Genomic DNA, 23,909 nt, shown 5'->3' with positions numbered 1-23,909 from the left:
TCCGTCAGAAGGTCGGGCTGAAGCCTGATCTGCTGACGCTGGCCCGCCTACGGGCGGGCTGCGCCGCCGAGGGCGTCGATGACCGGGCGGAATTTCATCCGGGTCTCGGCGAGCTCGGAGGCGGGGTCGCTGTCGGCGACGATGCCGGCGCCCGCCCACGCGGTCACGGCGCCGTCGGCCGAGATCGCGGTGCTGCGCAGGCCCACGGCCCACTCGCCGTCGCCGTTGCCGTCGATCCAGCCCACCGGCCCGGCGTAGCGGCCGCGGTCGAAGGGCTCCAGCTCCTCGAGCAGCGCGAGCGCCCGGTCGGTCGGGGTGCCGGCGACGGCGGCCGTCGGGTGCAGCGCGTCGACGAGGTCGAGGGCGGTGGAGGCGTCGTCGAGCGTGCCGCGGACGTCCGTCGCGAGATGCCAGACGTTGGGCAGCTGCAGCGCGAACGGCTCGTCGCTGATCGTCAGTGAACGGGTGTGCGGGCGGAGCTCCCTGACCAGGCTGGCGATGGCGAAGGCGTGCTCGGAGCGGTCCTTCGCGCTGTCGAGGAGGGCCTGCACGATCCGAGCGTCCTCCGCGGCGTCCGCTCCGCGCGCGCTCGTCCCGGCGAGCACGCGCGCGGTGATCGCACCGCGGTCGACTCCGACGAGCGTCTCGGGGCTCGCGCCGAGGAATCCGTCGACCGCGAAGGTCCAGCAGTCGGAGTAGCGCTCGGCGAAGTCGCCCAGGATCCGCCGCAGGTCCCCGTCGCGGGGGAGCCGGCCCACCAGATCGCGCGCGAGGACCACCTTCTCGAGCGACCCGGAGCGGATGGCGGCGACCGCCGAGGCGACGGCGGCGCGGTAGGCGTCGGGAGTCATCGCTCCGGGCTCGAGGTCGACGCGGTAGTCGTCGTCGAGAGCCGCCGCCGGGGGGACGTCCGGGCGTGCACCGCCTCCGGACGTCGAGACGGTCGTGACCCACGAGCGTCCGTCGCGGGTGCCGATGACGGTGCGCGGCACGATCAGGACGCTGCGCTCGGCCGACCGGCTCGAGAACGTGAAGGCGCCGAACGCGACCAGCCCGGTCCCAGGCAGTCCGAGCGGGTCGGAGACCACGGCGGAGGAGGACAGTGCGCGCCAGGACGCGGCCGCGTCGCGCACCCGGTCGGGCCCGGAGAACTCGAGCCGGAGGGCCTCGCCGAGGCCGGTGAGACCGGAGCCGTTCCGCTGCCAGAGCAGCGGGCGCCGCGGATCGGCGTGCGGGACGAGGTCGACGGGGGAGTCGAGCGGCGTCGTGTCCACGTGGAGAGGAGGAGCCCCGGTGCCGATGAGCGTCACGTTCTCAGAGTACGCCGCGCCAGAAGACGGGTCGTCCCACGCCCGGGACGCCTCCGCCCGAGGCGCCCGCATAGCCTGATCCGGTCCGGGGCCGTCGGGCTAGGCGGAGCAGGACGGTCCCGGCACCTCTCCCATCGCTGCACAGGCGTGCGACCGGGGCGGATGCACAGCCGTCCCGCCGCTCCCCGCCCTAGACTCGATCATCGTGACTAAGGCAGACCTCACCAAGCGACCCGACGAGGTCGCAGCCATGTTCGACACGGTGGCGCCCGCTTACGACCTGACGAACACCGTGCTCTCCGTCGGCAACGACCACCTCTGGCGCATCGCCACCACCCGGGCCGTGAACCCGGCTCCGGGCGAGCGGATCCTCGACGTCGCGGCGGGCACCGGCACCTCGAGCGCCTCGCTCGCGCGCTCCGGAGCGAGCGTCGTCGCCGCGGACTTCTCGCGCGGGATGATCTCGGTCGGCCGCCGCCGTCACGCCGACGACGAGCGCATCGAGTTCGTCCACGCCGACGCGATGGACCTCCCCTTCGAGGACGACTCCTTCGACGCCGTCACCATCTCGTTCGGCCTGCGCAACGTCGCCGAGCCCACGACGGCGATCGCCGAGTTCTTCCGCGTGGTGAAGCCGGGCGGGCGCGTCGTGATCTGCGAGTTCTCGACTCCGCAGGCGAAGCCTCTCGCCGCGGCCTACGACCTCTACCTCTCCAAGGTGATGCCCGCCGTCGTGCGCCTCGCCTCCTCGAACGACCCGGCGTATGACTACCTCGGCGAGTCGATCCGGGCCTGGCCCGGGCAGAAGGTCGTCGCCTCCTGGCTCCGCGAGGCGGGCTTCGAGCGAGTCGCGTACCGCGACCTCACTGCGGGCATCGTCGCGCTGCACCGCGGCGTCAAGCCGATCACCGCCGGCCGATGAGCGCCGGAGCCCCGTCGGGGCGAGACGTTAGGGTTTCCCTGTGAACGCCAGTGCGCCCGTCGCCCGCCGCAGCCCGTCCCTGACGGCGCAGCTCGGGCTCTCCGAGCGCATCTTCTCCTCCGCCTCCGATCGCGCGCTCGCCCGCACGATCGACGACGGGCTCGAGCGGGTCGAGGCCGGGATGCTCCACCAGCTCTCGTTCGCCGACGCCGTCGCCGACGTCTCGACGCGCTACCTCCTCGAGGCCGGCGGCAAGCGGGTGCGCCCGATGCTGACCCTGCTCACCGCGCAGCTCGGCCGCGGCAACACCCCCGAGGTGCTCAGCGCCGCGCAGGCGATCGAGATCACCCACCTCGGCTCCCTCTACCACGACGACGTGATGGACGAGGCCGAGAAGCGGCGCGGAGTGCCGTCGGCGCAGACCGTCTGGGGCAACAACGTCGCGATCCTCACCGGTGACCTGCTGTTCGCCCGGGCGAACCAGCTGATGACCGAGCTGGGCGAGCGGGCCATCCGGCTCCAGACCGACACCTTCGAGCGCCTGGTCCTCGGCCAGCTGCACGAGACGGTCGGCCCGAGCGCGGGCGAGGACCCGGTCGAGCACTACCTCGGCGTCCTCGCCGACAAGACCGGCTCGCTCATCGCCGCCGCCGCCCGCACCGGTGTCGTGTTCTCGGAGGCGCCCGCGCCGTTCGAGGAGGCAGTGCGCGTCTTCGGCGAGAAGATCGGCGTCGCGTTCCAGATCGTCGACGACGTCATCGACCTCTCGCCCCAGCCGGAGGAGACGGGCAAGAACCCCGGCACCGACATCCGCGCCGGAGTGTCGACCCTGCCGATCCTGCGACTGCGCGAGCGCGCCTCCTCCGACCGATCGGCCGCCGCGCTGCTCGCTCGGATCGAGAGCTACGTGAGCCGCTCGCACGACGAGATCGCGCACACCGACGAGCAGAGCGCCGACATCACCGACGCCATCGCCGAGCTGCGCGACCACGACGTCACCGCCCAGACGCTCGCCGAGGCCCACCGCTGGGCCGACGACGCCGTCGCCGCACTCGCTCCGCTGCCCGACGGCTCGGTCCGCAAGGCGCTCACGCGCTTCGCCGACACGGTCGTCGACCGCAACGGCTGACCCTTACCGTCGCGACGCACCATGCGCCGCAGTTATGAGACCGGAGGTGCAGCACTGCGCCCCGGCAGGAGGAACGCAATGACCAAGCTCAGGCTGGCCATCGTCGGCGCGGGTCCCGCGGGCATCTACGCCGCCGACCTCATGATCAAGGCCGAGAAGAAGTTCGACGTCTCGATCGATCTGTTCGAGCAGCTCCCGGCGCCCTACGGGCTCGTGAGATACGGAGTCGCTCCCGATCATCCGCGCATCAAGGGCATCATCACGGCGCTCCGCGAGGTCCTCGACCGCGGCGACATCCGGATCTTCGGCAACGTGCACTTCGGCACCGACATCACGCTCGAGGACCTCAAGCGGCACTACCACGCGGTGATCTTCTCGACGGGAGCGATCCGCGACGCGCCTCTCGAGATCCCCGGCGTCGAGCTCGAGGGCTCGTACGGCGCCGCCGACTTCGTCAGCTGGTTCGACGGCCACCCCGACGTCCCGCGCACCTGGCCGCTCGAGGCCTCCTCCGTCGCCGTGATCGGCAACGGCAACGTCGCGCTCGACGTGTCGCGGATGCTCGCGAAGCACGCCGACGACCTCCTCCCGACCGAGGTGCCGCCGAACGTCTACGAGGGTCTCAAGGCCTCGCCCGTCACCGACGTCCACGTGTTCGGGCGCCGGGGGCCGGCCCAGGTGAAGTTCACGCCGCTCGAGCTGCGTGAGCTCGGCGAGCTGCGCGACGTCGACATGATCGTCGCCGACGAGGACTTCGTGATGGACCCCGCCTCGCAGGCGGCCATCGAGACCAACAAGCAAGTAATGGTGATCAACCGGGTGCTGAACCAGTGGCGCACCCGTGAGGTCGGCACCGCGTCGCGCCGACTGCACCTGCACTTCTGGGCCAAGCCGCTCGAGTTCGTCGACGACGGCGAGGGGCGCGTCGCGGCGATCCGCTACGAGCGCACCGAGCCCGACGGCGAGGGCGGCGTCCGCGGCACCGGCGAGATCCGCGAGGTGCCGGTGCAGGCGGTCTATCGCGCCGTCGGCTACTTCGGCTCGCCGCTGGACGGCCTGCCGTTCGACGAGCGCCGCGGAGTGATCCCGAACCGCGAGGGAATGGTCCTGGACGACGAGGACCAGCCGGTCCACGGTGTCTACGCGACCGGCTGGATCAAGCGCGGACCGGTCGGCCTCATCGGCCACACGAAGTCCGACGCGATGGAGACCGTCGGGCACGTGCTCAACGACCAGGCCTCGTGGTGGACGCCGGCGCATCCCGAGGAGTCGGCGGTCGTCGCCCTCCTCGAGGAGCGCGAGGTCCCGTACACCGATCTCGACGGCTGGCACCGCCTCGACGAGCACGAGATGGCGCTCGGTGCGCCCGAGGGCCGGGTGCGCGTCAAGGTCGTGCCGCGCGAGGACATGATCGCGATCTCGCGATCCGAGGTCGTCGCGAGCTGACGCCACTCGATCGAGGGCCCTCCGGAGTGATCCGGGGGCCCTTCGTCGTCGTCGCGCGGATGTCGGCGGCCTCCTGTACCGTTCGGGCAACCACGAGGACGGGGACGCCATGATCACTACCGCAGGCCCGCACGACGTCATCCGGGTGCGCGGCGCCCGGCAGAACAATCTGCGCGGGGTCGACGTCGACATCCCCAAGCGGCGCATCACCGTCTTCACGGGGGTCTCCGGCTCCGGCAAGTCGTCGCTGGTGTTCGGCACGATCGCGGCCGAGTCGCAGCGGCTGATCAACGAGACGTACTCCGCGTTCCTCCAGCAGTTCATGGGGTCGCCCGCGCGCCCCGACGTCGAGTCGCTCGACGGGCTCTCGGCGACGATCGTCGTCGATCAGGAGCGGATGGGCGCCAACGGTCGATCGACGGTCGGCACCGCGACCGACGCGTACACGATGCTCCGCATCCTCTTCAGCCGGATCGGCGACCCGCACGTCGGCACCAGCGGCGCCTTCTCGTTCAACCTGCCCGAGGGGATGTGCCCGCGCTGCGAGGGCACGGGGCGCGTCTCGGACATCGACCTCGACGCGCTGTTCGACCGCACGAAGTCGCTCGAGGGCGGGGCGCTCGACGCGATCCCCAACTTCGTCGTCGGCGGCTGGTACTGGAAGAGCCTCGCCGAGTCGGGCCTGTACCCCGCCGACGTGCCGATCGCCGACTTCACCCCGCAGCAGCTCGAGGACTTCCTCCACCACCCGCCCACCAAGATGGCGATCGCGGGCATGAACCTCACCTACGAGGGGCTGGTGGTGAAGGTGACGCGGCTCTATCTGGCGAAGGAGGCGGCACAGGCGCACATCCGCGCCTTCGCCGAGCGGGTGGCCACCTTCGCCGACTGCCCCGAGTGCGGGGGAGCACGGCTGACGCGGGCGGCGCTCTCCTCCCTGATCGCCGGGCGGAACATCGCGGAGTGCTCGTCGATGCAGGCGACCGACCTCGCCGAGTGGCTCCGCGGGGTCGACGATCCGTCGGTCGCGCCGATCGTCGACACGCTGCTCGGCACCCTCGACTCCCTCGTGCAGGTCGGGCTCGGCTACCTCTCGCTCGACCGCGAGTCGGGCACGCTCTCGGGAGGGGAGGCCCAGCGCGTCAAGATGGTGCGGCACCTCGGCTCGAGCCTCACCGACATCACCTACGTCTTCGACGAGCCGACGGCGGGGCTGCACCCGCACGACGTGTCGCGCGTCGTCGAGCTGCTGCGGCGCCTGCGCGACAAGGGCAACACGGTGCTCGTCGTCGAGCACAAGCCCGAGATCATCCGGATGGCCGATCACGTCGTCGACCTCGGCCCCCGGGCCGGGGCGCACGGAGGCGAGATCCGCTTCGAGGGGTCGGTCGAGGAGCTCCGCGGGTCGGACACGCTGACCGGGCGGCACCTCGAGCACCGGGTGCCGCTCAAGCAGGCGGTGCGCACGGCACGCGGGGTCGCCGAGATCCGCGGCGCCGCGACCCACAACCTCCGCGGGGTCGACGTCGATGTGCCGCTCGGCGTCCTGGCCGTGGTGACGGGGGTCGCGGGGTCGGGCAAGTCGTCGCTCATCCACGGCTCGCTGGCGAAGCGCGAGGGCGTGATCGTCGCCGACCAGTCGCCCATCCGCGGGTCTCGGCGGAGCAACCCCGCCACCTACACGGGCGTGCTCGACGCCATCCGCTCGGCCTTCGCGAAGGCGAACAAGGTCAAGCCCGCCCTCTTCAGCGCCAATTCGGCCGGCGCCTGCCCGGTCTGCAAGGGCGCCGGGCTGATCTTCACCGAGCTCGGGCCCGCGGCGACGGTCTCGTCGGTCTGCGAGGAGTGCGAGGGCAAGCGGTTCACGGCCGAGGTGCTCGAGTACCGGCTCGACGGGAAGAACATCCACGAGGTGCTGTCGATGCCGATCGTCGAGGCGGCCGACTTCTTCGGCTCCGGGCCGGCGCACACGATCCTCGCCCGGCTCGTCGACGTCGGGCTCGGCTACCTGACGCTCGGGCAGCCGCTGAACACGCTCTCGGGCGGCGAGCGGCAGCGCCTCAAGCTCGCCATCAACATGGCGTCGAAGGGCTCGGTCTACATCCTCGACGAGCCGACGACGGGGCTGCACCTGGCCGACGTCGACAACCTGCTCGGTCTGCTCGACCGGCTGGTCGACTCCGGCAACTCGGTGATCGTGATCGAGCACCACCAGGCGCTGATGGCCCACGCCGACTGGATCATCGACGTGGGCCCGGGCGCCGGCCACGAGGGCGGCGCGATCGTCTTCGAGGGGACGCCCGCCTCACTCGTCGCGGACGCCGACACCCTCACCGCGCGGGCCCTGCGCGCGTACGTCGGCTGAGCCCGAGGGAACCCCGGACCGTCGACACCGCCCGCTGCTCCGGGACCCCTCGACGGATCGGGGTTCCCTCGGACCGGTGTCAGCGGGCGAACGGACCGCGCAGAGCCGCCCACTGCAGCAGCATGATCGTCTTGGCGTCGACGATCTGCACGCCGATCTGCGCGAGGGCCTCGTCGAACGAGAGCTCGACCAGCTCGGTGTCCTCGCCCTCGTCGGCGAGGCCCGCATAGGCACCTGCGCGCGAACCGGCGCGGTAGCGGCCGGCGAAGAAATGCAGCTTCTCGGTGATCGAGCCCGGGCTCATGTACGAGTCGAAGACGTGCTCGAGGCGACCGATCTCGAGACCCGTCTCCTCCTGGGCCTCGCGGCGGGCGCCCTCCTCCGGACCGTCCTCGTCGAGGAGGCCGGCGGGCACCTCGAGGAGCATGCCGTCGAGGTTGCCGTTGACGTAGGTCGGGTAGCGGAACTGGCGCACCAGGACCACGGTGCGCGCGTCGAGGTCGTAGAGCAGCACGGCCGCGCCGTTGCCGCGGTCGTACGTCTCGCGGTGCTCGGTGGTCCAGCTCCCGTCGCGGTGCCGGTACTCGAACTCGGTGGTGCGGAGGACGTACCAGTGGCTCGAGAGCAGGGTCACCTGCTTCACGACCACGTCCGGGTTGCCGGTGAGGTCGTAGCCCTCCCGATCGAGACCGGTGCGTCCGCGGCGGTCGGGCACGTCGATGCCGGCGGTCATGAGCTCTCCTGTGTGCGACATCCCTCAGCGGAAGTTGACGAACTGGAGGTCGAGGTCGAGATCGGCCCCGCGCAGCAGCGCCATCGTCGCCTGGAGGTCGTCGCGGCTCTTGGACGAGACGCGGAGCTCGTCGCCCTGGATCTGCGACTTGACCGACTTGGGCGCCTCGTCGCGGATCAGCTTGTTGATCTTCTTCGCGTGCTCCTGGTCGATGCCGTCCTTGAGGGTCGACTCGATGCGGTACTCCTTGCCCGAGGGGAAGGGCTCGCCCGAGTCGAGGCTCTTGAGGCTGATGCCGCGCTTGATGAGCTTCGTCTGGAACACGTCGAGGATGGCGTTCGCGCGCTCCTCGGTGTTGGCCTTGATCAGGATCTTCTCGCCGCTCCAGGCGATCGAGGCGCCGACATTCTTGAAGTCGTAGCGCTGCTCGACCTCCTTGTGGGCCTGGTTCAGGGCGTTGTCCGCCTCCATCTTGTCGACCTTGCTGACGACGTCGAACGTTGAATCTGCCATGCCTCCGAGCTTAGCTTTCGGGCACTGCGCGGCCGGTGCGCAGGCACCCCTGCTACCACTGGAGGGTGCGCCGCCTCCTACTCTTCCTCGTCGTGCCGCTCGTCGGCGCACTGCTCGCCGGCTGCTCGCCCGCCGCCGTCGACTACCGGGACGGCGTCGGCACGGTGCCTCCGACGGTGAGCGCGCCCGCGGCCGCCGATCCGGCGCTCCTCGAGGACGCGGAGGAGACGGCCGCGACTCCGGTGCGCCTGCTCACCAGCGGCGACTGGCTCTCGAGCGCGGCGGAGGGGAGCGGCATTCCCGAGCGCGCGCTCACCGCCTACGCGGGCGCGGCCCTCCTCACCTCCTCCGTCGACCCCGGCTGCCGACTCGACTGGGCCACTCTCGCGGGCATCGGCTACGTCGAGAGCCGGCACGGCACGATCTTCGGCGGCGTGCTCGGCGAGGACGGGCGGCCCTCCGAGCCGATCTACGGCCCCCGCCTCGACGGCACGCAGTTCGACCTCGTCGAGGACAACGACGGCGGCGCGCTCGACGGCGACCCCGAGGTCGACCGCGCCATGGGGCCGCTGCAGATCATCCCGGCGACCTGGATGGCGTGGGCGTCCTCGGGCTGGGACCCGCAGAACGTCGACCAGCAGGCCGTCACCGCGGCCCGCTACCTCTGCGAAGCGGGCGGCGACCTGTCGACCGAGTCGGGCTGGCGCGCGGCGATCGCCGCCTACAACCCCGCGGGCAGCTACGCCGGCAAGGTCGCCGAGGCAGCCTCGCGCTACGCGGCCTCCGCGGAGTGACCGGGCGCGCCCGATTTCCCATCCACCGGCCCCGTGGGTATCCTTGTCCAGCGCCTCCGGTCAGAGCCTGCCTCGCGGCCGGGTGCGCCACGGCGAGTTACCCTAGCGGCCAAAGGGATCTGACTGTAAATCAGACGGCGTAGCCTTCGGGGGTTCGAATCCCTCACTCGCCACTGTGCTTATTAAAGTCGAGCAATTCTGGGGAGCCACCGTTGCTCCGACTCCGTCTCGTTGAGAGGGAGTAGCGACTCGCTCACGGATTGCTGAAGCCCCGCGATCGTCTCCTTGGAGCGGTTGGCGGGGCTCCTTCGTGTCGTCGGCGGCCCGGGAGTGCGGTGTCAGGGCCTATTGCGCCTCACAACTAAGGCTGGATGCCCCTGATCTCCGTATTTTCGAGGTATCGGGTGATTCAGCCTTGGTTGTGCGGGGAATCTGCGCGACAACGAGGCCGGTCAGTCGGATGAGGGGTGGGTCTCGGCGAGGAAACGGGCGAGGGACAGGGGGGCGCGGCCCGTCAGGCGCTCGACGTCGTCGGTGACGCGCTCGAGGGCGCCGGCGGCGACGGAGGTGTAGGTGCTGACCCAGGCGTCGAGCTGCCAGGGCGGCGCGTTCCAGCGGGCGCGGGACGCGTAGGCCTCGTCGAGGGTCTCGTCGACGAAGACGGCGGGGCGGCCGGCCGCGGTCAGAGTCGCCGCGATCTCGGTGAAGGTCAGCGCCTCGGGGCCGGTGAGCTCGTAGGTGGCTCCTCGGTGCGGGAAGGGACCGCGGAGGATCGCCGCGGCGGTCCGCGCCACGTCGGCGCGCGCGACGATCGCCGCTCGACCGGTACCGGCCGGACCGCGGATCGCGCCGTCCTCGCCGAGCATCTCCGACATGAAGTCGAGGTAGAGGTTGTCGCGGACGAAGGTCCAGCCCATCCCCGACGCGCGGATCGCCTCCTCGGTCGCCGCGTGATCGCGGGCGAGGGTGAAGGTCGCCGTCGGCGAGGCGCCGACGAACGAGGTGTAGACGACGTGCTCGACGCCCGCGGCCGCGGCGGCCGCGACCAGCGCGAGGTGCTCCGAGAGGCGGTCCTCCTGCTCCGCGGCCGAGACCATCAGCAGCAGGCGCACGCCGTCGAGGGCGTCGCCGACCTCGGTGAAGGAGGCGCGCACGGTCTCGGCGCCGGGGAGCGCCGGCGCTCGCGACGGGTCGCGGGCGAGCAGACGGAGGGGGAGTCCCTCCTCGGCGAGGAGGCGGGCGACGTGCCCGCCCACGGCTCCCGTCACTCCGGTGACGGCGATCGGGTGCTGAGTGCTCATAGCCACCATGATGCTCCGCGCATCGGTCCCTAGGCTGGATGCATGAGCGCCAACGCCTCCCTCCTCGCCATCGCCCGCTCGATCGCCGTGGAGGCCGCGCATCACGCGCGGCAGCGCCGGCAGGACGGGGTCGAGATCGCCGCATCGAAGTCGTCGCCCGAGGACGTCGTCACGGCGGCCGATCGCGAGGTCGAGCAGCTGATCCGGCGCCGGCTCGCGGAGGCCCGGCCCGACGACGCTTTCCTCGGGGAGGAGTCGGGCGGCGGCGGTGGGACGAGCGGGCTCACCTGGGTGGTCGATCCGATCGACGGGACCGTGAACTACCTCTACGGCATCCCCTCCTACGCGGTGAGCATCGCGGTGGTCGAGGGGGAGCCCGACCCTGCGACGTGGACGGCGCTCGCCGGAGCGGTCGTCAACGGCGCCACCGGCGAGGTCTGGACGGCGGCCGGGGGAGAGGGCGCCGAGCGGGACGGAGTCGCCCTGCGGGCGGTGGCCCCCGCCTCCCTCTCGCTGGCCCTCGTCGGGACGGGCTTCGGCTACGACGCCGGTCGCCGGATGCGGCAGGGAGCCGTGGTGCAGCAGCTGCTGGGCGAGGTGCGCGACATCCGGCGGATCGGCTCGGCGGCGCTCGATCTCTGCGCGGTGGCGACGGGACAGCTCAACGGCTACTACGAGCGCGGACTCAACCCCTGGGATCTCGCGGCGGGCGCTCTGATCGCGCGGGAGGCGGGCGTGCGCGTCGAGGGCTTCGCCGGGCGCGCGGCGAGCTCGGAGCTGCTGATCGCGGCTCCCGACCCGCTGTTCGGCGAGCTCGAGGCGGTCCTGCGCCGCCTGCGCGCCGACGAGGTGTGACGCGGTCGGAGGGGTGCTGCCGCGATCGCCGGGACGGGCGCTGATCGGGGCGAATCGAGCGGGAGCGGGTGCGGTTCGCGCCGCCTCGGAGATCGACAGTGGCCGATTCAAGCCCCTGTGGGTATCCTTTATGAATTCGTGACATTCGCACAGGATGCGATCGCGATGCCCGAGAAGCGCTTCGACCCCGAACCGAGCACTCTCCCTCCCCGACCCCGACGGAAGATCCCGATTTCGTGAGCCCTGATTCGCCCTCCCCCGCTGCGTCCGCATCGACCCCCGGCGAATCGGCCCCACCGCTCTCCCGTCGCGAGACCCGCGAGCGCGAGCGCGCCGCCGTGCTCGCTGCCGAGGTCGCCGCCGAGGGAGTCACCGCGACCGCCGGGGAGCTCCGCGAGGCCGAGCGCCGCATCGCCGCGTCGCGCACCACTCCGCCCGCCCCGGTCGCCGCGCCCCGGGTCGCGACGCTCCGCCCCGTGCGCGGAGGCAGGCGCCTCGGCGGCCTCGTCGCCGTGTCGTTCGCCGCGGCCATCATCGCCGCGACCTCGGTGCCGGCGACCTCGCTGCTGACGGCCGAGGACGTCCAGGCCCAGGGTCTGGCCTCGGTCGCCTCCGCCCAGGAGCGCGGCTCGCAGTCGTTCGTGACCGGCGAGGTCAGCGCCGAGACGGTGGCGCGCGACGGATTCGGCGTGCAGGAGAAGAAGACCCAGACCGACATCACAGCGATCGGCCGCACCTCCGACGCGGGCTTCACGAATGACCCGAACGCCTCGGTGCAGTGGCCGTTCGCGGTCGGAGTGCCGGTGGGCGACCGCTTCGGCTACCGCAACTGCGCCGGCTGCTCCGTGAACCACGGCGGCACCGACTTCAACCCGGGCGACGGCTCGCCGATCCAGTCGATCGCCGACGGAGTCGTCAGGACGGTCATCGACGGCGAGGGGTCGCTCGGCGTGCACGTCATCGTCGACCACGAGATCGACGGGGAGCTCGTCTCGAGCGTCTACGCGCACATGCAGCACGGCTCGGCGGCCGTCAGCGAGGGCGACCCGGTGAAGGTCGGGCAGCTCCTCGGCCTCGTCGGGACGACCGGCATGTCCACCGGACCGCACCTGCACTTCGAGATCCGCCTCGACGGGACGACCAAGGTCGACTCGTACCTCTGGCTGAAGGCCAACGCGAACCGCTGACCGCGGGGTGCCGTCGCAGGCGCTCGTACGATCTGCAGGAATCGGTGCCGTCCGCAGGAGCTCGTGCGATCCGAAGGTGATCCCGCGCGGAGAGTGCTTCCTGCCGCGTCGAGGGCGCAGGCGAGGGGCTGACCTCCTGCGAATCGCACCTGCTCGTGCAGAGGGCGCGTCCTCCTGCAGATCGCACCGGCGCCTCCGAATCGCGCGCCGCGCGCGCCCGCCTCAGCTCGCGCGCAGCCAGACCGTCGTGTCGCCCGGGAGCGCCGGCTCGTGCAGCTCCTCGGAGGCCAGCAGGATCGTGCCCGCCGACGGCAGCTCGACCGGCGCCGACCCGGTGTTCGCGATCACGGTGACGCCTCCGTTGCGGAAAGCGACGACCTCCTCCGGATAGCCGTCGAGCCACTCGATCGCGCCCTCGCCCAGGCGCTCGTCCGCCCGCGTCGCGAGCAGCGAGCGGTAGAGCTCGAGGGTCGATCCCGCGACTCCGCGCTGTGCGTCGCGGGCGAAGGGCGCCCAGTCGGCCGGCTGCGGCAGCCACGAGGCTCCGGAGTCGTTGAAGCCGTAGGCGGGCTCCGTCGCCTCCCAGGGCAGGGGCACCCGGCAGCCGTCGCGCCCGTAGCGCTCACCGTGGGTGCGGAACCACGTCGGGTCCTGGCGCGCGGCGTCGGGCAGGTCGATGGCCTCGGGCAGGCCGAGCTCCTCGCCCTGGTAGACGTAGGCCGATCCGGGCAGCGCCAGCATCAGCGCTGTCGCGGCACGGGCGCGGCGCAGTCCCAGCACGGGATCGGGCAGCCCGGGGGTGCGCGGGCCGATGCCGTAGCCCTGCGGGTTGTCGGAGGTCAGTGCGAGCCTGCTCGCGTGGCGGACGACGTCGTGGTTCGAGAGCACCCAGGTCGAAGGGGCGCCGACGCGCGCGAAGGCGGTGAGGGACGAGTCGATGATGTCGCGCAGCGACGGTCCGCTCCAGGGCGTCTCGAGGTAGGCGAAGTTGAACGCCTGGTGCATCTCGTCGGGGCGCACCCAGCGGGCGAGCTTCGACAGCGGCTGCACCCACGCCTCGGCGCAGAGCACCCGGTCGTCGGGGTACTCGGCGAGCAGCGCGTGCCAGTCGCGGTAGATCTCGTGCACGCCGTCCTGGGCCCAGTAGGGCGCGGTCACCGGATCCTCGCCGTCGGCTGGTGCGACGCCGCCCATCGAGCCGCTGTCGGCGGGCGGGGTGTAGTCGGGCAGTCCGGCGGCCTTGATCATGCCGTGCGCGACGTCGACGCGGAAGCCGTCGACACCGCGGTCGAGCCAGAAGCGCAGGACCTCGCGGAAGCGCTCGCGCACCCACTCGTTCGTCCAGTCGAAGTCGGGCTGCGACGTGTCGAAGAGGTGCAGGTACCACTGCCCGGCGGTGCCGTCGGCCTCGGTCACGCGAGTCCAGGCCGGGCCGCCGAAGACCGACTCCCAGTTGTTCGGCGGCAGCTCTCCCGTCGCGCCGCGTCCGTCGCGGAACAGGTAGCGCGCCCGCTCGGCGCTGCCCGCCGGCGCCGCCAGCGCCTCCTGGAACCACCGGTGCGCGCTCGAGGAGTGGTTCGGGACGAGGTCGACGATGATGCGGATGCCGAGAGCGTGCGCCCGAGCGAGCATGGCGTCGAAGTCGGCGAGGGTGCCGAAGAGCGGATCGACGTCGCAGTAGTCGGCGACGTCGTAGCCGGCGTCCTTCTGCGGCGAGGTCATGAAGGGCGAGAGCCAGATCGCGTCGACTCCCAGCTCGGCCAGGCTCTCGAGGCGGGAGGTGATGCCCGGCAGATCGCCGATGCCGTCGCCGTTCGCGTCGGCGAAGGAGCGCGGGTAGATCTGGTAGATGACCGCCGTGCGCCACCACTCCGAGCCGGTGGTCGAGGGGGAGTTCTCGGGCGCGCCGGAGAGAGCGGAGTCCAGGGTCATGGGCTCAAGGGTATCGGGAGCCGTCCCGCCGCTGAGCCGTGCGGAGCCGAGGGGGAGAGCGCCCCCGAGCCCGTCTGCGGGCCGAGGGAGCGTCTCGACCTCGGTTCTCCGGCTGCCCTAGGGTCGTCGGGTGAGCGATGAGACCCCCGACCAGGCCCGCGCCCGACGCCGGAGGGCCCTGCTCTGGGTCGTGCCGCTGCTCGTCCTGCTGATCGGCGGGATGGTCGCCGTGACCCTCGCGGTCGGCGGGTTCGCCGCGCAGACGATGACCGGAGCGCAGCCGCTCAGCCGACTCCTGACGCTCTAGGCCTTCGCGGCCGGCCCGTCCTCGTCCTCGGGCTGCGGCGACGTCGATCGCTCCGCGGCCTCCTCGGAGGAGTGCCCCGACTCCGGCCCCGTGCGCGCCTCCTCGTCGGCCCTGGTGACCGCGTCGGCGAGCTCGTCGGCGACGAGGTGCCCCATCGAGACGGCCTCGGCGCGGTAGGCGGCGCGGCCGACCATGTGCGCCGAGACGGGGACGGTCAGCAGCTGGAAGCCGATGACCAGCACGACGGTGCCCGCGGCGGCGAAGCCCGGGTTGCGGATGGCGACCGCCAGCATCACGCAGATCAGGCCGAGCACCTGCGGCTTGGTGCCCGCGTGCATCCGCGAGAGCAGGTCGTCGAAACGCAGCAGCCCGATCGCCGCGACGAGCGACAGGAGGGCGCCCGAAGTGACGAGGATCGCGGTCACGATGTCCCAGAAGAGGTCCATGTCAGTCCTCCTCGCGATTGGCCATGAACTTCGCGACGCTGATCGATCCGAAGACGGCGAACAGGGCGAGGCCGAGCGCGACCGGCAGCGTCGTCGCGTGCTGGTTGACCGCCATCTCGGCGCCGAGCCCGCAGATGATGGTCGCGACGAGCACGTCGGCGGCCACCACGCGGTCGAGGATCGAGGGTCCGCGGAGGATGCGGACGAGGGAGAGCAGGGTCGCCGCGCCGAACACGGGCACGAGGATCCAGGCGAGCCAGTTGATCATCGGACGGCCCCCGCTCCCTCGCCGAGAGGCCGGTTGACGCGCTGCACGTCCTCGCGGGAGCCGATCGCACGGACGATGCGCGCCTCCGTCTCCAGCACCGTGCGGCGCACCTCCTCGATCCGTCGGGCCTCGTCGTGGGTGACGCCGAGCACGTGCAGGTAGAGCACGTTCTGCAGCGGGTCGACGTCGATCACGAGGGAGCCGGGGACGAGCGAGACGGCCTCGGTGGTCCAGACCAGCATCCCCTCGGAGCGGCTGCGCAGGTGCACCGCGACGATCGCGTTGTGCACCGGCACGGGCAGCGTCAGGATCTGCCACGACACGCGCACCGAGGCGATCGCGATGTCGGCGGCGAGGCGCAGGAGGAACACGAGCAGGCACCAGGGGTTCACGCGGTTCGAGAACTCGACCGGGGGCAGGTAGAACACCCGCGTGATCAGGAGGGCGACGAGGAAGCCCGAGACGATGGAGAGCACCGAGACGTCGTCCCAGAGCAGCACCCAGATGCCCACCAGGGTGACGAACATCGCGAAGCGGTTCCAGAAGTCGACGCGGCGGCGGGGGCTCATCGCGGACCCTCCTCACCGAAGGACGAGTCGCGGTACACGGTGGCGATGTAGGTCGTCGGGTCGGCGATCGCCTCGGCGGCGTGCTCGCTCGCGTCGTAGAGCGGTCCGGCGCCGACGGTCAGGACCACGCTGACGAGCACCATCCCGGCGGTCGCGAGCACCATCATGGGTGGCGAGTGGCGCGTGCGCACCGTGCCCGTGTCGTGCGGATCCTCCTGGAGCTGGTCGATCAGGGGCGACTCGTAGCCGGGCACCTCCTCCTGGCGGCGCCAGAACGCCATGTTCCAGACGCGTGCGACGGCGTAGAGGGTGAGCAGCGAGGTGACCGCTCCGGCGCCGATCACGGCCCAGATCAGCCAGTCCGGCTGCTCGACCGCCGACTCGGTGCCCGCGACGAACAGGCCGACCTTGCCGAGGAACCCGGTGAACGGAGGGATGCCGCCGAGGTTCATCGCGGGGATGAAGTAGAGCAGCGCGAGCAGCGGCGAGGCCTTGAGCAGCCCGCCGAGCCGGAGGATCGAGGTCGTCCCGCCGACGCGCTCGATGAGCCCCGTCGCGAGGAACAGCGTGGTCTGCACGGTGATGTGGTGGATCACGTAGAAGATCGTCGCCGCGTAGCCCGCCTGGGTGCCGATCGCGATGCCGAAGACCATGTATCCGATGTGCGAGACCAGCGTGAACGAGAGCATCCGCTTGATGTCGGCCTGGGCGACGGCGCCGAGGATGCCGACGATCAGCGTGAGCAGGGCGACCACCAGCAGCACCTCGGTGAGCGCACCTCCGGGGAACAGCAGCGTCTCGGTGCGGATCAGCGCGTAGACGCCGACCTTGGTCAGCAGGCCCGCGAACACCGCGGTGACGGGGGCCGGCGCCGTCGGGTACGAGTCCGGCAGCCAGAACGACAGCGGGAACACGGCCGCCTTGATCCCGAAGCCCAGCAGCAGCACCACGTGCAGCACCAGCTGCACGTCGGCGGGCAGCTCGGCGATGCGGATCGAGAGCTGCGCCATGTTGACCGTGCCGGTCGCGCCGTAGAGCAGGCCGATCGCCGAGAGGAAGAAGACGCTCGAGACGAGGCTGACGACCACGTAGGTCGTGCCCGCCCGGATGCGCGGCGCGGTGCCGCCGAGCGTGATCAGCACGTAGCTCGCTGCGAGGAGGATCTCGAAGCCGACGTAGAGGTTGAAGAGGTCGCCCGCGACGAAGGCGTTGAGGATGCCCGCCGAGAGGATCAGGTAGGTCGGGTGGAAGATCGTGACCGGCGTCTCGCGGTTGCCGTCGACGAGGCCCTGGCCGACCGAGAAGAGCAGGACGCCGAGCAGAGTGATCGAGGTGATCACGAGCATCAGCGCGGCCAGCGGATCGACGACGAGCACGATGCCCCACGGCGGCTCCCAGCCGCCCACGTAGACCGCCTCGCCGCCTCCGTCGCCCGAGAGCACGATCACGAGCATCACGCACGAGATCACCAGGACGGCCGACAGCGTGACGATGTTGACCAGGATCTGCGCGCGACGGTGGCGGCCGAGGATCAGCGCGAGCGCGGCTCCCAGGAGGGGAAGGGTGACGACGAGGGGGATCAGGGCGGTCATCGGTCCTCCTTCCTGTCGTCGGTCATGGCGCTCTCGCCGTGGCGGGCCGCGGTGCCCTCGTCACTCGCCTCGAGCAGATCGTCGAGGGCCTTGTCGTCGGCGGTGGTCTGCGCCGAGATGCCCGCCGCGTCGGCGCGGACCGAGGTGTCGGTCTCGTCGTCCTCGACCTGGTCGGCGTTGGCGAGGCGCCAGCGCCGGTAGATCATCGCGAGGAGGAACGACGAGACTCCGAAGGTGATCACGATCGCCGTCAGGATCAGGGCCTGGGGGAGCGGGTCGGCCATCTCGTCGGCGATCTGCTCGTACGAGCGGCCGTCGTCGGTCACGAACGGCGCGACTCCGGACCGCCCCGCCATGAGCAGGATCAGGATGTTGGTCGCGTTGCCGATCAGGAGGAACCCGATCAGGATCCGGGTGAGGCTGCGCTCGAGCATCTGGTAGACGCCCGCCGCGTACAGCACCGCCATCACGACGACGAGGACGAGGGTGATGCTCATGCGTCCCCCCGCCCGGGGCCGCCGACGACCGTGGCGCCGGTGGGCAGCTTCGTCTCGAGTCCATCGACGGTTCCGGCGCCGGGGCCCGGGGTGTCGCCGTCGGTCGTGTGCGTGACGCCGTCGCCCGAGGAGTCGCCGCGCTCGGCCTCCTCGCCGTGGCGGTCGACCTCGCCGCCGAGGCTTCGGAGGATGTCGAGGGCCAGGCCGATCACGATGAGGTAGACCCCGATGTCGAAGAGGGTGGAGGTGCCCAGGTGCAGCTCGCCGAGGATCGGCACCTCGAGGTCGAGCCAGCTCGACTCGAGCACCTGCAGTCCGAAGACCAGCGAGGAGACCGCGGTGCCGACGGCGAAGAGGAGCCCCAGGCCGAGCACCTTGCCGGCGTCGATCGGGGCGGCCTCGCCGAGCTCGAAGCGGCCTCCGGCGAGGTAGCGCGCGACCAGGGCGAGGCCGGCGAGCAGGCCGCCCGCGAAGCCTCCGCCCGGGGTGTTGTGACCGGTGAAGAGCAGGTAGACCGAGACGATCATCGCGGGGTGGAACAGGAGGCGCACCAGCACCTCGAGCACGATCGAGCGGTTCTCGGGTCGCAGTGTCCGCCCGGCGACGAGCCACGAGCCGCGGTCGCCGTTCTTCTCGGCGTCCTTCGAGGGAGCGGTGAGGTCGAGGGCGCGCTCGGCGCGGTCGGCCGCGCTCTGCGACTCGAGGCGGGGCGCTCCTCCGGCCCTGCTCGAGAGGAAGATCAGGCTCGCGACACCCGTGGCGACGACGACGAGGACCGAGATCTCGCCCATCGTGTCCCAGGCGCGGATGTCGACGAGCAGGACGTTGACGATGTTGCGGCCCTTGCCCTCCTCGTAGGCGAGGCGGGGCAGGTCGACCGAGATCGGCAGGGCGGTGCGGGCGCCGAGGGCGATCGTCGCGACGACGGCCATCGCTGCGCCGACCGCGATGCCGATGATCGCGCGCAGGCGCTTGCGCATCGGCTGGTGCTTCTGCGCGATCCGGGTGGGGAGGCGGCGCAGGACGAGCACGAAGACGACCAGGGTCACCGTCTCGATGAGCGCCTGGGTGAGGGCGAGGTCGGGCGCGCCCTGCAGGGAGAAGAGGGCGACCATCCCGTAGCCCGTCGCGCCGGCGAGCAGGACCGCGGCGACGCGGTTGCGGGCGATCGCGCAGAGGATCGCGGCGACGATCATCACGGCGGCGACGGCCAGCTGCCCGGGGCTGTCCCAGAACACGAGGGTGTCGGGCCAGGTGCGGTTGAAGACCGCGGCACCGCCCGCTCCGACGACGAAGACCGCGAAGATCACCGTCAGGTAGCGGGGGAGGGAGCCGCGCTGCACGAACTCGGTGACGGTGCTCGCCACGCGGTCGAGCCAGCGCACCGTCGCCCAGTAGCCCTCGGCGGAGTCGATGCGGTTCGGCAGCAGCGACTGCACCCGGGCGACCGTCACGCGCTTGGCGAAGAGGAGGAGGCCGATCGCGATGACCACGGCGCTCAGCCCGAGCGCCGGCTCGAGGCCGTGCCAGAGGGCCAGGTGGTAGGTGCCGTGCTCGGCGAGGGCCTCGGCCGCGAGGGCGGCGTCGGCGTCGGCGGCCGCGAGCGGCAGGGTGTCCGCATAGACGGCGACGAGCGGATCGAGGACCGAGGCGGCGACTCCTCCGACGACCGTGGCCGCGGCGAGCACGACGGGAGCCGCCGTGAAGGTCCACGGCTCGGCGTGCAGGTGCGTGTCCTCGAGGCCCTCCTTGCGGGCGAAGGCGCCCCAGAAGAACCGCGCCGAGTAGGCGACGGTGAGGATCGAGCCGAGCACCAGGCCGACCAGGGCGACCCAGGCCCAGACGGAGCCCTGCTCGCCGGCCTCGAGGAGGCTGGTGAAGACGGCCTCCTTCGCGACGAAGCCGAGCAGCGGTGGGATCCCCGCCATCGAGAGCACGCCGATCAGCGCGGCGGCCGCGAGCACGGGCGCCTGACGGCCGATCCCGCTCAGCTTGCGCAGATCGCGCGTGCCCGCACGGTGGTCGACGATGCCGACCACGAGGAAGAGCAGCGCCTTGAACAGCGCGTGACCGAGGAGGAGGGTCAGGCCGGCCAGGGCGGCGTCGCGCGAGCCGAAGCCCACGGCGACGGTGAGGAAGCCGAGCTGGCTGACGGTTCCGTACGCCAGGACGAGCTTGAGGTCGTACTGCCGGAGCGAGCGCCAGCCGCCGACGAGCATCGTCCACACCCCGACGCAGACGATCACGGGCAGCCAGACGGAGTCGTCGGCGAAGCCGGGCGCGAGGCGGGCGACGAGGTAGATGCCGGCCTTGACCATCGCGGCGGCGTGCAGGTAGGCGCTGACCGGCGTCGGCGCGGCCATCGCGGCGGGGAGCCAGAAGTGGAACGGCACGAGGGCCGACTTCGAGAACGCGCCGAGCAGCACCAGCACCAGGGCGACCGAGACGATCGGGCCGGAGGGCGCGGCGGCGACGATCCCCTCGATGCTGGTCGTGCCCGCCTGCACGATCAGGATCACGACGCCGACGAGCATCGCGAGACCGCCGAGGGTGGTGACCAGCAGCGCCTGCAGGCCGGCTCCGCGGCTCTCCTTGCGGCCGCTGTAGTGCCCGATCAGGAGGTAGGAGAGGACGCTCGTCGCCTCCCAGAAGACGAAGAGGATGATGACGTCGTCGGCGGTGACGAGTCCGTACATCACTCCCGCGAAGGCGAAGAGCAGCGCGGCGAAGCGCCCGAGCGAGGGCTCGTCGCGGCTGAAGTAGCTCGCGCAGTAGGCGAGGACGAGGGCGCCGACTCCGCTCACCACGAGGGCGAGCACCATCGAGAGAGCGTCGAGGCGGAACGACAGCGCGATGTCGAGCGAGGGGATCCACTCGATCCTCTCGCGGATCTCGCCGCCCGCGAGGATCGTCGGGAGCGACGCGAGGGTCGCGACGAAGGTGCCGGCCGGCACGAGGGCGAGGCCGTAGAACGCCCGGGGGCCGACGCGATCGACGATCCAGGGGGTGACGACGGCGAGGGCGAACGTGATCGAGAGGATGAGGAGCATCACATGGTCCTCTCGAGTCGCACTCAGCACAGTCGTCCATCCAGGGTACTGGAGAGGCCGAGGGGCGAAGCTGAGTGCCGGAAGGCTTGACCCTTCCCCGTACTTTGGGTGCATGGCCCGATCGCTCCTGCCCCGTCAGCTCTGCCGCATCCGAGTGCACGACGTCGCGACCGGAGTCGCCACGACCGTGTTCGAGTCGGACTCCGTGCTCGTGGAGGCGCCGAACTGGTCGCCCGACGGCTCCTTCCTCGTGGTGAACGGCGACGGCGGACTCTTCCGGCTGCCGCTCGACGGAGGAGGACTCGAGTCGATCCCACTCGACGGCGTCCCCGACGAGCTCAACAACGACCACGTCCTCGCGCCCGAGGGAGGCATCGCCTACGTCTCCGCCCGCGACGGGCACCTGTACGCGGTCGCACTCGACGGGTCGGCGCCGGCCCGCCGCCTCACCGCGACGCCGGAGGGCGCGCGCTTCAAGCACTACCTGCACGGCGTCTCGCCCGACGGCTCGCTGCTCGCGCTGATCGGCGGCGGCGAGGACGCCTCCGGCGCGTGGCGGACCAACGTCTACACGATGCCGGCGGGCGGCGGACCGCTCACCGCCCTGACCGACGACGAGCACCCCGACGACGGGGTCGACTTCGCGCCCGACGGGCGGAGCGTGTACTTCAACTCCGAGCGCGGCGGCTCCGGGGCGCAGATCTTCCGGATGTCCGTGGACGGCTCCGGGCTCGAGCGCGTCGTCGAGTCCGACACCGTGGACTGGTTCCCGCACGTGTCGCCGGACGGCGCGCAGCTGCTCTATCTCGCGTACCCGGCCGGCACTGCCGGGCACCCCGAGAACCTGCCGGTGGAGCTGCGGCTGCGCGAGGTCGCCTCCGGCACCGCACCCGGCCGAGTGGTGCAGCGCCTGTTCGGCGGGCAGGGGACGATCAACGTCGCGGGGTGGGCGCCCGACTCGACGCGGTTCGCGTACGCCGACTACCCGATGGCCGACTGACGCGCCTCCGACGACCTCCGGCTCGTCGCATCTCGTCGCGGAGGTGCACCTGAGTGCTTGCCGCGCATGAGCGGCAGGGGGGTCTCGCCTGCGGACGGGCGGGGGTTGAATCGGAGGATGACGATCGACAGCGCAGCCCCGGCCCACGCCTCCTCCACCCGTGCACCGCTCGGCGACTCCGGGATCGAGGTGTTCCCGCTCTCGCTCGGCGGCAACGTCTTCGGCTGGACGTCGGGGCGGCAGACCTCGTTCGACGTTCTCGACGGCTACGTCGCCGCCGGCGGCGACTTCATCGACACCGCCGACTCCTACTCGGCGTGGGTGCCCGGCAACAAGGGCGGCGAGTCCGAGACGATCATCGGCGAGTGGCTGAGCCGCCGGGGCGCGTCGCGCGACGACGTCGTCATCGCGACCAAGGTGAGCCGCCACCCGCAGTTCACGGGCCTCGCCCCCGACACCGTGCGCGCCGCGGCCCGGGCCTCGCTCGAGCGCCTGCGCACCGACCGCATCGACCTCTACTACGCGCACTTCGACGACGACGCCGTCGCTCTCGAGGACATCGCGCGGGTCTTCTCCGACCTCGTGGACGAGGGCCTCGTGCGGGCCATCGGAGTCTCGAACTTCAGCGCCGAGCGCATCGCCGGATGGCTGCGCATCGCGAAGGAGGAGGGGCTGCACGCCCCCGTCGCGCTCCAGCCGCACTACAACCTGGTCGAGCGCGGCATCGAGGCCGATCTCCTGCCGCTCGCCCGCGAGGCGGGTCTCGCGGTCGTGCCGTACTACGCGCTCGCGTCGGGGTTCCTGACCGGCAAGTACCGCGACGGAGCGACTCCAGACAGTCCCCGCGCCTCCGGAGCCGCGCAGTACCTCGACGCCCGCGGGCGCCGGGTGCTCGCCGCGCTCGACACCGCGGCCGAGGCGCACGGGGTCGAGGTCGCGACCGTCGCGCTCGCCTGGCTCCGCTCGCAGCCGGGCGTCGTGGCTCCGATCGCCAGCGCGCGCGTGATGGAGCAGCTGCCCGCGCTCGTCGCCTCGGCGTCGCTCGAGCTCGGCGCGGACGAGCTCGCAGCGCTCGACACGGCGAGCCGCTCGTAGCGTCGCTTGAGACGGGGTCGCGGACGCCGTCAGCAGCGTGCCCGGCTCTCGTTGCGTCTCTCCTTGCTGATCGAGTAGCCCGCGCAGCGGGCGTATCGAGATCCACCACCATCAGAAGTTGGGGCCAGAAGCCCGATCTGCTGGAGCAAAGGGGTCTCGATACGCCCCTGCGGAGCTACTCGACCAGCATGGGCGGTGATGTCCCGCACCCCGCCCGAGCGCGGTCGGTGACGCGCTCGGGGGGTGCTATTGTCTAACGGTGCCAAATCGCGGGCACGCTCCGAGAGGGGCGACGAAGACCCGCAGGTGCGCCCCCTTAGCTCATTGGTAGAGCACTTCCTTGGTAAGGAAGAGGTAGTGGGTCCGATTCCCACAGGGGGCTCCGTTCCCGGCAGGTCGAGCCTCCGGAGACGCGCGGCGGGGTAGCTCAGGTGGTTAGAGCACACGGCTCATAATCGTGGTGTCGCGGGTTCAAGTCCCGCTCCCGCTACGTTCACGAAGGACCCCGTCTCGCGAGTCGAGCCGGGGTCCTTCGGTTTTTCACAGGGTTTCCGGGATGCTTCGTCGCCTCGCGCCCCAGCGCCCGCCGCGACCCGAG

At 71.5% G+C, this 23,909-nt stretch carries 21 protein-coding genes and 3 tRNA genes; 13 read left to right on the top strand and 11 right to left on the bottom strand.

The features are described from left to right. Positions 1 to 47 precede the first annotated feature (47 nt). Positions 48 to 1,310: an isochorismate synthase gene (locus GRS92_RS06415; RefSeq protein WP_235021844.1), complete on the bottom strand. Its 1,263-nt coding sequence runs from the start codon at positions 1,308 to 1,310 to the stop codon at positions 48 to 50. A gap of 205 nt (positions 1,311 to 1,515) precedes the next feature. On the opposite strand from GRS92_RS06415, the gene ubiE reads away from it, so the two are divergent. From ubiE to GRS92_RS06395, 4 genes are all read left to right on the top strand, one after another. Next, the gene (ubiE, locus tag GRS92_RS06410) at positions 1,516 to 2,232 is read left to right on the top strand and encodes a bifunctional demethylmenaquinone methyltransferase/2-methoxy-6-polyprenyl-1,4-benzoquinol methylase UbiE (protein WP_204162360.1); all 717 of its coding nucleotides are present in this window, start codon (positions 1,516 to 1,518) and stop codon (positions 2,230 to 2,232) included. 40 nt (positions 2,233 to 2,272) lie between these two features. Next, the gene (locus tag GRS92_RS06405) at positions 2,273 to 3,361 is read left to right on the top strand and encodes a polyprenyl synthetase family protein (RefSeq protein ID WP_159854414.1); all 1,089 of its coding nucleotides are present in this window, start codon (positions 2,273 to 2,275) and stop codon (positions 3,359 to 3,361) included. Between the two features lie 78 nt (positions 3,362 to 3,439). Next, entirely contained in the window at positions 3,440 to 4,807 is a 1,368-nt protein-coding gene (locus GRS92_RS06400) for an FAD-dependent oxidoreductase (protein WP_159854412.1), read from the top strand. Between the two features lie 109 nt (positions 4,808 to 4,916). Further along, positions 4,917 to 7,172, top strand: a complete 2,256-nt coding sequence (locus GRS92_RS06395; protein ID WP_159854410.1) for an ATP-binding cassette domain-containing protein — start codon at positions 4,917 to 4,919, stop codon at positions 7,170 to 7,172. Between the two features lie 79 nt (positions 7,173 to 7,251). On the opposite strand, the gene GRS92_RS06390 is transcribed toward GRS92_RS06395, so the two are convergent. Further along, positions 7,252 to 7,905 (bottom strand): NUDIX domain-containing protein, encoded by a 654-nt coding sequence (locus GRS92_RS06390; protein WP_159854408.1) that lies wholly within the window; start codon positions 7,903 to 7,905, stop codon positions 7,252 to 7,254. A 24-nt stretch (positions 7,906 to 7,929) separates the two neighbouring features. Next, on the bottom strand, positions 7,930 to 8,418 hold the full coding sequence (locus GRS92_RS06385; protein ID WP_159854406.1) for a YajQ family cyclic di-GMP-binding protein: 489 nt from the start codon (positions 8,416 to 8,418) through the stop codon (positions 7,930 to 7,932). Between the two features lie 65 nt (positions 8,419 to 8,483). Between GRS92_RS06385 and GRS92_RS06380 the strand changes: the two genes are divergently transcribed. Then, positions 8,484 to 9,212, top strand: a complete 729-nt coding sequence (locus GRS92_RS06380) for a hypothetical protein (RefSeq protein ID WP_235021843.1) — start codon at positions 8,484 to 8,486, stop codon at positions 9,210 to 9,212. Positions 9,213 to 9,303: 91 nt separating this feature from the next. Further along, positions 9,304 to 9,385, top strand: a tRNA-Tyr gene (locus tag GRS92_RS06375). A gap of 279 nt (positions 9,386 to 9,664) precedes the next feature. Here the strand turns inward: GRS92_RS06375 and GRS92_RS06370 are convergent. Continuing rightward, the gene (locus tag GRS92_RS06370) at positions 9,665 to 10,513 is read right to left on the bottom strand and encodes an NAD(P)H-binding protein (RefSeq protein WP_159854402.1); all 849 of its coding nucleotides are present in this window, start codon (positions 10,511 to 10,513) and stop codon (positions 9,665 to 9,667) included. A gap of 42 nt (positions 10,514 to 10,555) precedes the next feature. Here GRS92_RS06370 and GRS92_RS06365 point away from each other — a divergent pair, with 42 nt between their 5' ends. Together GRS92_RS06365 and GRS92_RS19175 are read left to right on the top strand one after the other, a co-directional pair. Continuing rightward, a complete protein-coding gene (locus tag GRS92_RS06365; RefSeq protein WP_159854400.1) occupies positions 10,556 to 11,368 on the top strand; it encodes an inositol monophosphatase family protein in 813 nt (270 codons plus the stop codon). A gap of 236 nt (positions 11,369 to 11,604) precedes the next feature. Beyond that, complete coding sequence (locus GRS92_RS19175) at positions 11,605 to 12,555, top strand: peptidoglycan DD-metalloendopeptidase family protein (protein ID WP_159854398.1); 951 nt, start codon at positions 11,605 to 11,607, stop codon at positions 12,553 to 12,555. Positions 12,556 to 12,777: 222 nt separating this feature from the next. Here GRS92_RS19175 and GRS92_RS06355 read toward each other — a convergent pair whose 3' ends face one another. Further along, positions 12,778 to 14,487: a glycoside hydrolase family 13 protein gene (locus GRS92_RS06355; protein WP_159854396.1), complete on the bottom strand. Its 1,710-nt coding sequence runs from the start codon at positions 14,485 to 14,487 to the stop codon at positions 12,778 to 12,780. 130 nt (positions 14,488 to 14,617) lie between these two features. On the opposite strand from GRS92_RS06355, the gene GRS92_RS06350 reads away from it, so the two are divergent. Then, a complete protein-coding gene (locus GRS92_RS06350; protein WP_159854394.1) occupies positions 14,618 to 14,794 on the top strand; it encodes a hypothetical protein in 177 nt (58 codons plus the stop codon). On the opposite strand, the gene mnhG is transcribed toward GRS92_RS06350, so the two are convergent. From mnhG to GRS92_RS06320, 6 genes are read right to left on the bottom strand one after another with little or no spacing between them, the layout of a single operon-like run. Further along, a complete protein-coding gene (mnhG, locus tag GRS92_RS06345) occupies positions 14,791 to 15,240 on the bottom strand; it encodes a monovalent cation/H(+) antiporter subunit G (RefSeq protein WP_159854392.1) in 450 nt (149 codons plus the stop codon). The two genes, GRS92_RS06350 and mnhG, sit on opposite strands and share 4 nt — an antisense overlap. A 1-nt stretch (position 15,241) precedes the next feature. After that, positions 15,242 to 15,508 (bottom strand): monovalent cation/H+ antiporter complex subunit F, encoded by a 267-nt coding sequence (locus GRS92_RS06340; RefSeq protein ID WP_159854390.1) that lies wholly within the window; start codon positions 15,506 to 15,508, stop codon positions 15,242 to 15,244. Next, positions 15,505 to 16,077: a Na+/H+ antiporter subunit E gene (locus GRS92_RS06335; RefSeq protein WP_159854388.1), complete on the bottom strand. Its 573-nt coding sequence runs from the start codon at positions 16,075 to 16,077 to the stop codon at positions 15,505 to 15,507. The genes GRS92_RS06340 and GRS92_RS06335 overlap by 4 nt, the downstream gene beginning before the upstream one ends. Beyond that, positions 16,074 to 17,669 (bottom strand): Na+/H+ antiporter subunit D, encoded by a 1,596-nt coding sequence (locus tag GRS92_RS06330; RefSeq protein WP_159854386.1) that lies wholly within the window; start codon positions 17,667 to 17,669, stop codon positions 16,074 to 16,076. Before GRS92_RS06330 ends, GRS92_RS06335 begins: the two co-directional genes overlap by 4 nt. Further along, complete coding sequence (locus tag GRS92_RS06325; RefSeq protein ID WP_159854384.1) at positions 17,666 to 18,166, bottom strand: Na(+)/H(+) antiporter subunit C; 501 nt, start codon at positions 18,164 to 18,166, stop codon at positions 17,666 to 17,668. The genes GRS92_RS06330 and GRS92_RS06325 overlap by 4 nt, the downstream gene beginning before the upstream one ends. After that, positions 18,163 to 21,216, bottom strand: coding sequence for a Na+/H+ antiporter subunit A (locus GRS92_RS06320; RefSeq protein ID WP_159854382.1), 3,054 nt, complete (start codon positions 21,214 to 21,216; stop codon positions 18,163 to 18,165). Before GRS92_RS06320 ends, GRS92_RS06325 begins: the two co-directional genes overlap by 4 nt. Positions 21,217 to 21,328: 112 nt before the next feature. Here GRS92_RS06320 and GRS92_RS06315 point away from each other — a divergent pair, with 112 nt between their 5' ends. From GRS92_RS06315 to GRS92_RS06300, 4 genes are all read left to right on the top strand, one after another. Next, complete coding sequence (locus tag GRS92_RS06315; protein ID WP_159854380.1) at positions 21,329 to 22,216, top strand: TolB family protein; 888 nt, start codon at positions 21,329 to 21,331, stop codon at positions 22,214 to 22,216. A gap of 117 nt (positions 22,217 to 22,333) precedes the next feature. After that, entirely contained in the window at positions 22,334 to 23,311 is a 978-nt protein-coding gene (locus GRS92_RS06310; RefSeq protein WP_159854378.1) for an aldo/keto reductase, read from the top strand. 310 nt (positions 23,312 to 23,621) lie between these two features. Beyond that, positions 23,622 to 23,693, top strand: a tRNA-Thr gene (locus GRS92_RS06305). Positions 23,694 to 23,727: 34 nt separating this feature from the next. Then, a tRNA-Met gene (locus GRS92_RS06300) sits at positions 23,728 to 23,801 on the top strand. Positions 23,802 to 23,909: the final 108 nt, after the last annotated feature.

The sequence above is a fragment of the Rathayibacter sp. VKM Ac-2754 genome, assembly GCF_009807095.1.
In the GTDB taxonomy this organism is placed as follows: domain Bacteria; phylum Actinomycetota; class Actinomycetes; order Actinomycetales; family Microbacteriaceae; genus Rathayibacter.
The sequence above is the reverse complement of the archived record's forward strand: the minus strand, read 5'-3'. Positions and strand labels throughout refer to the sequence as shown.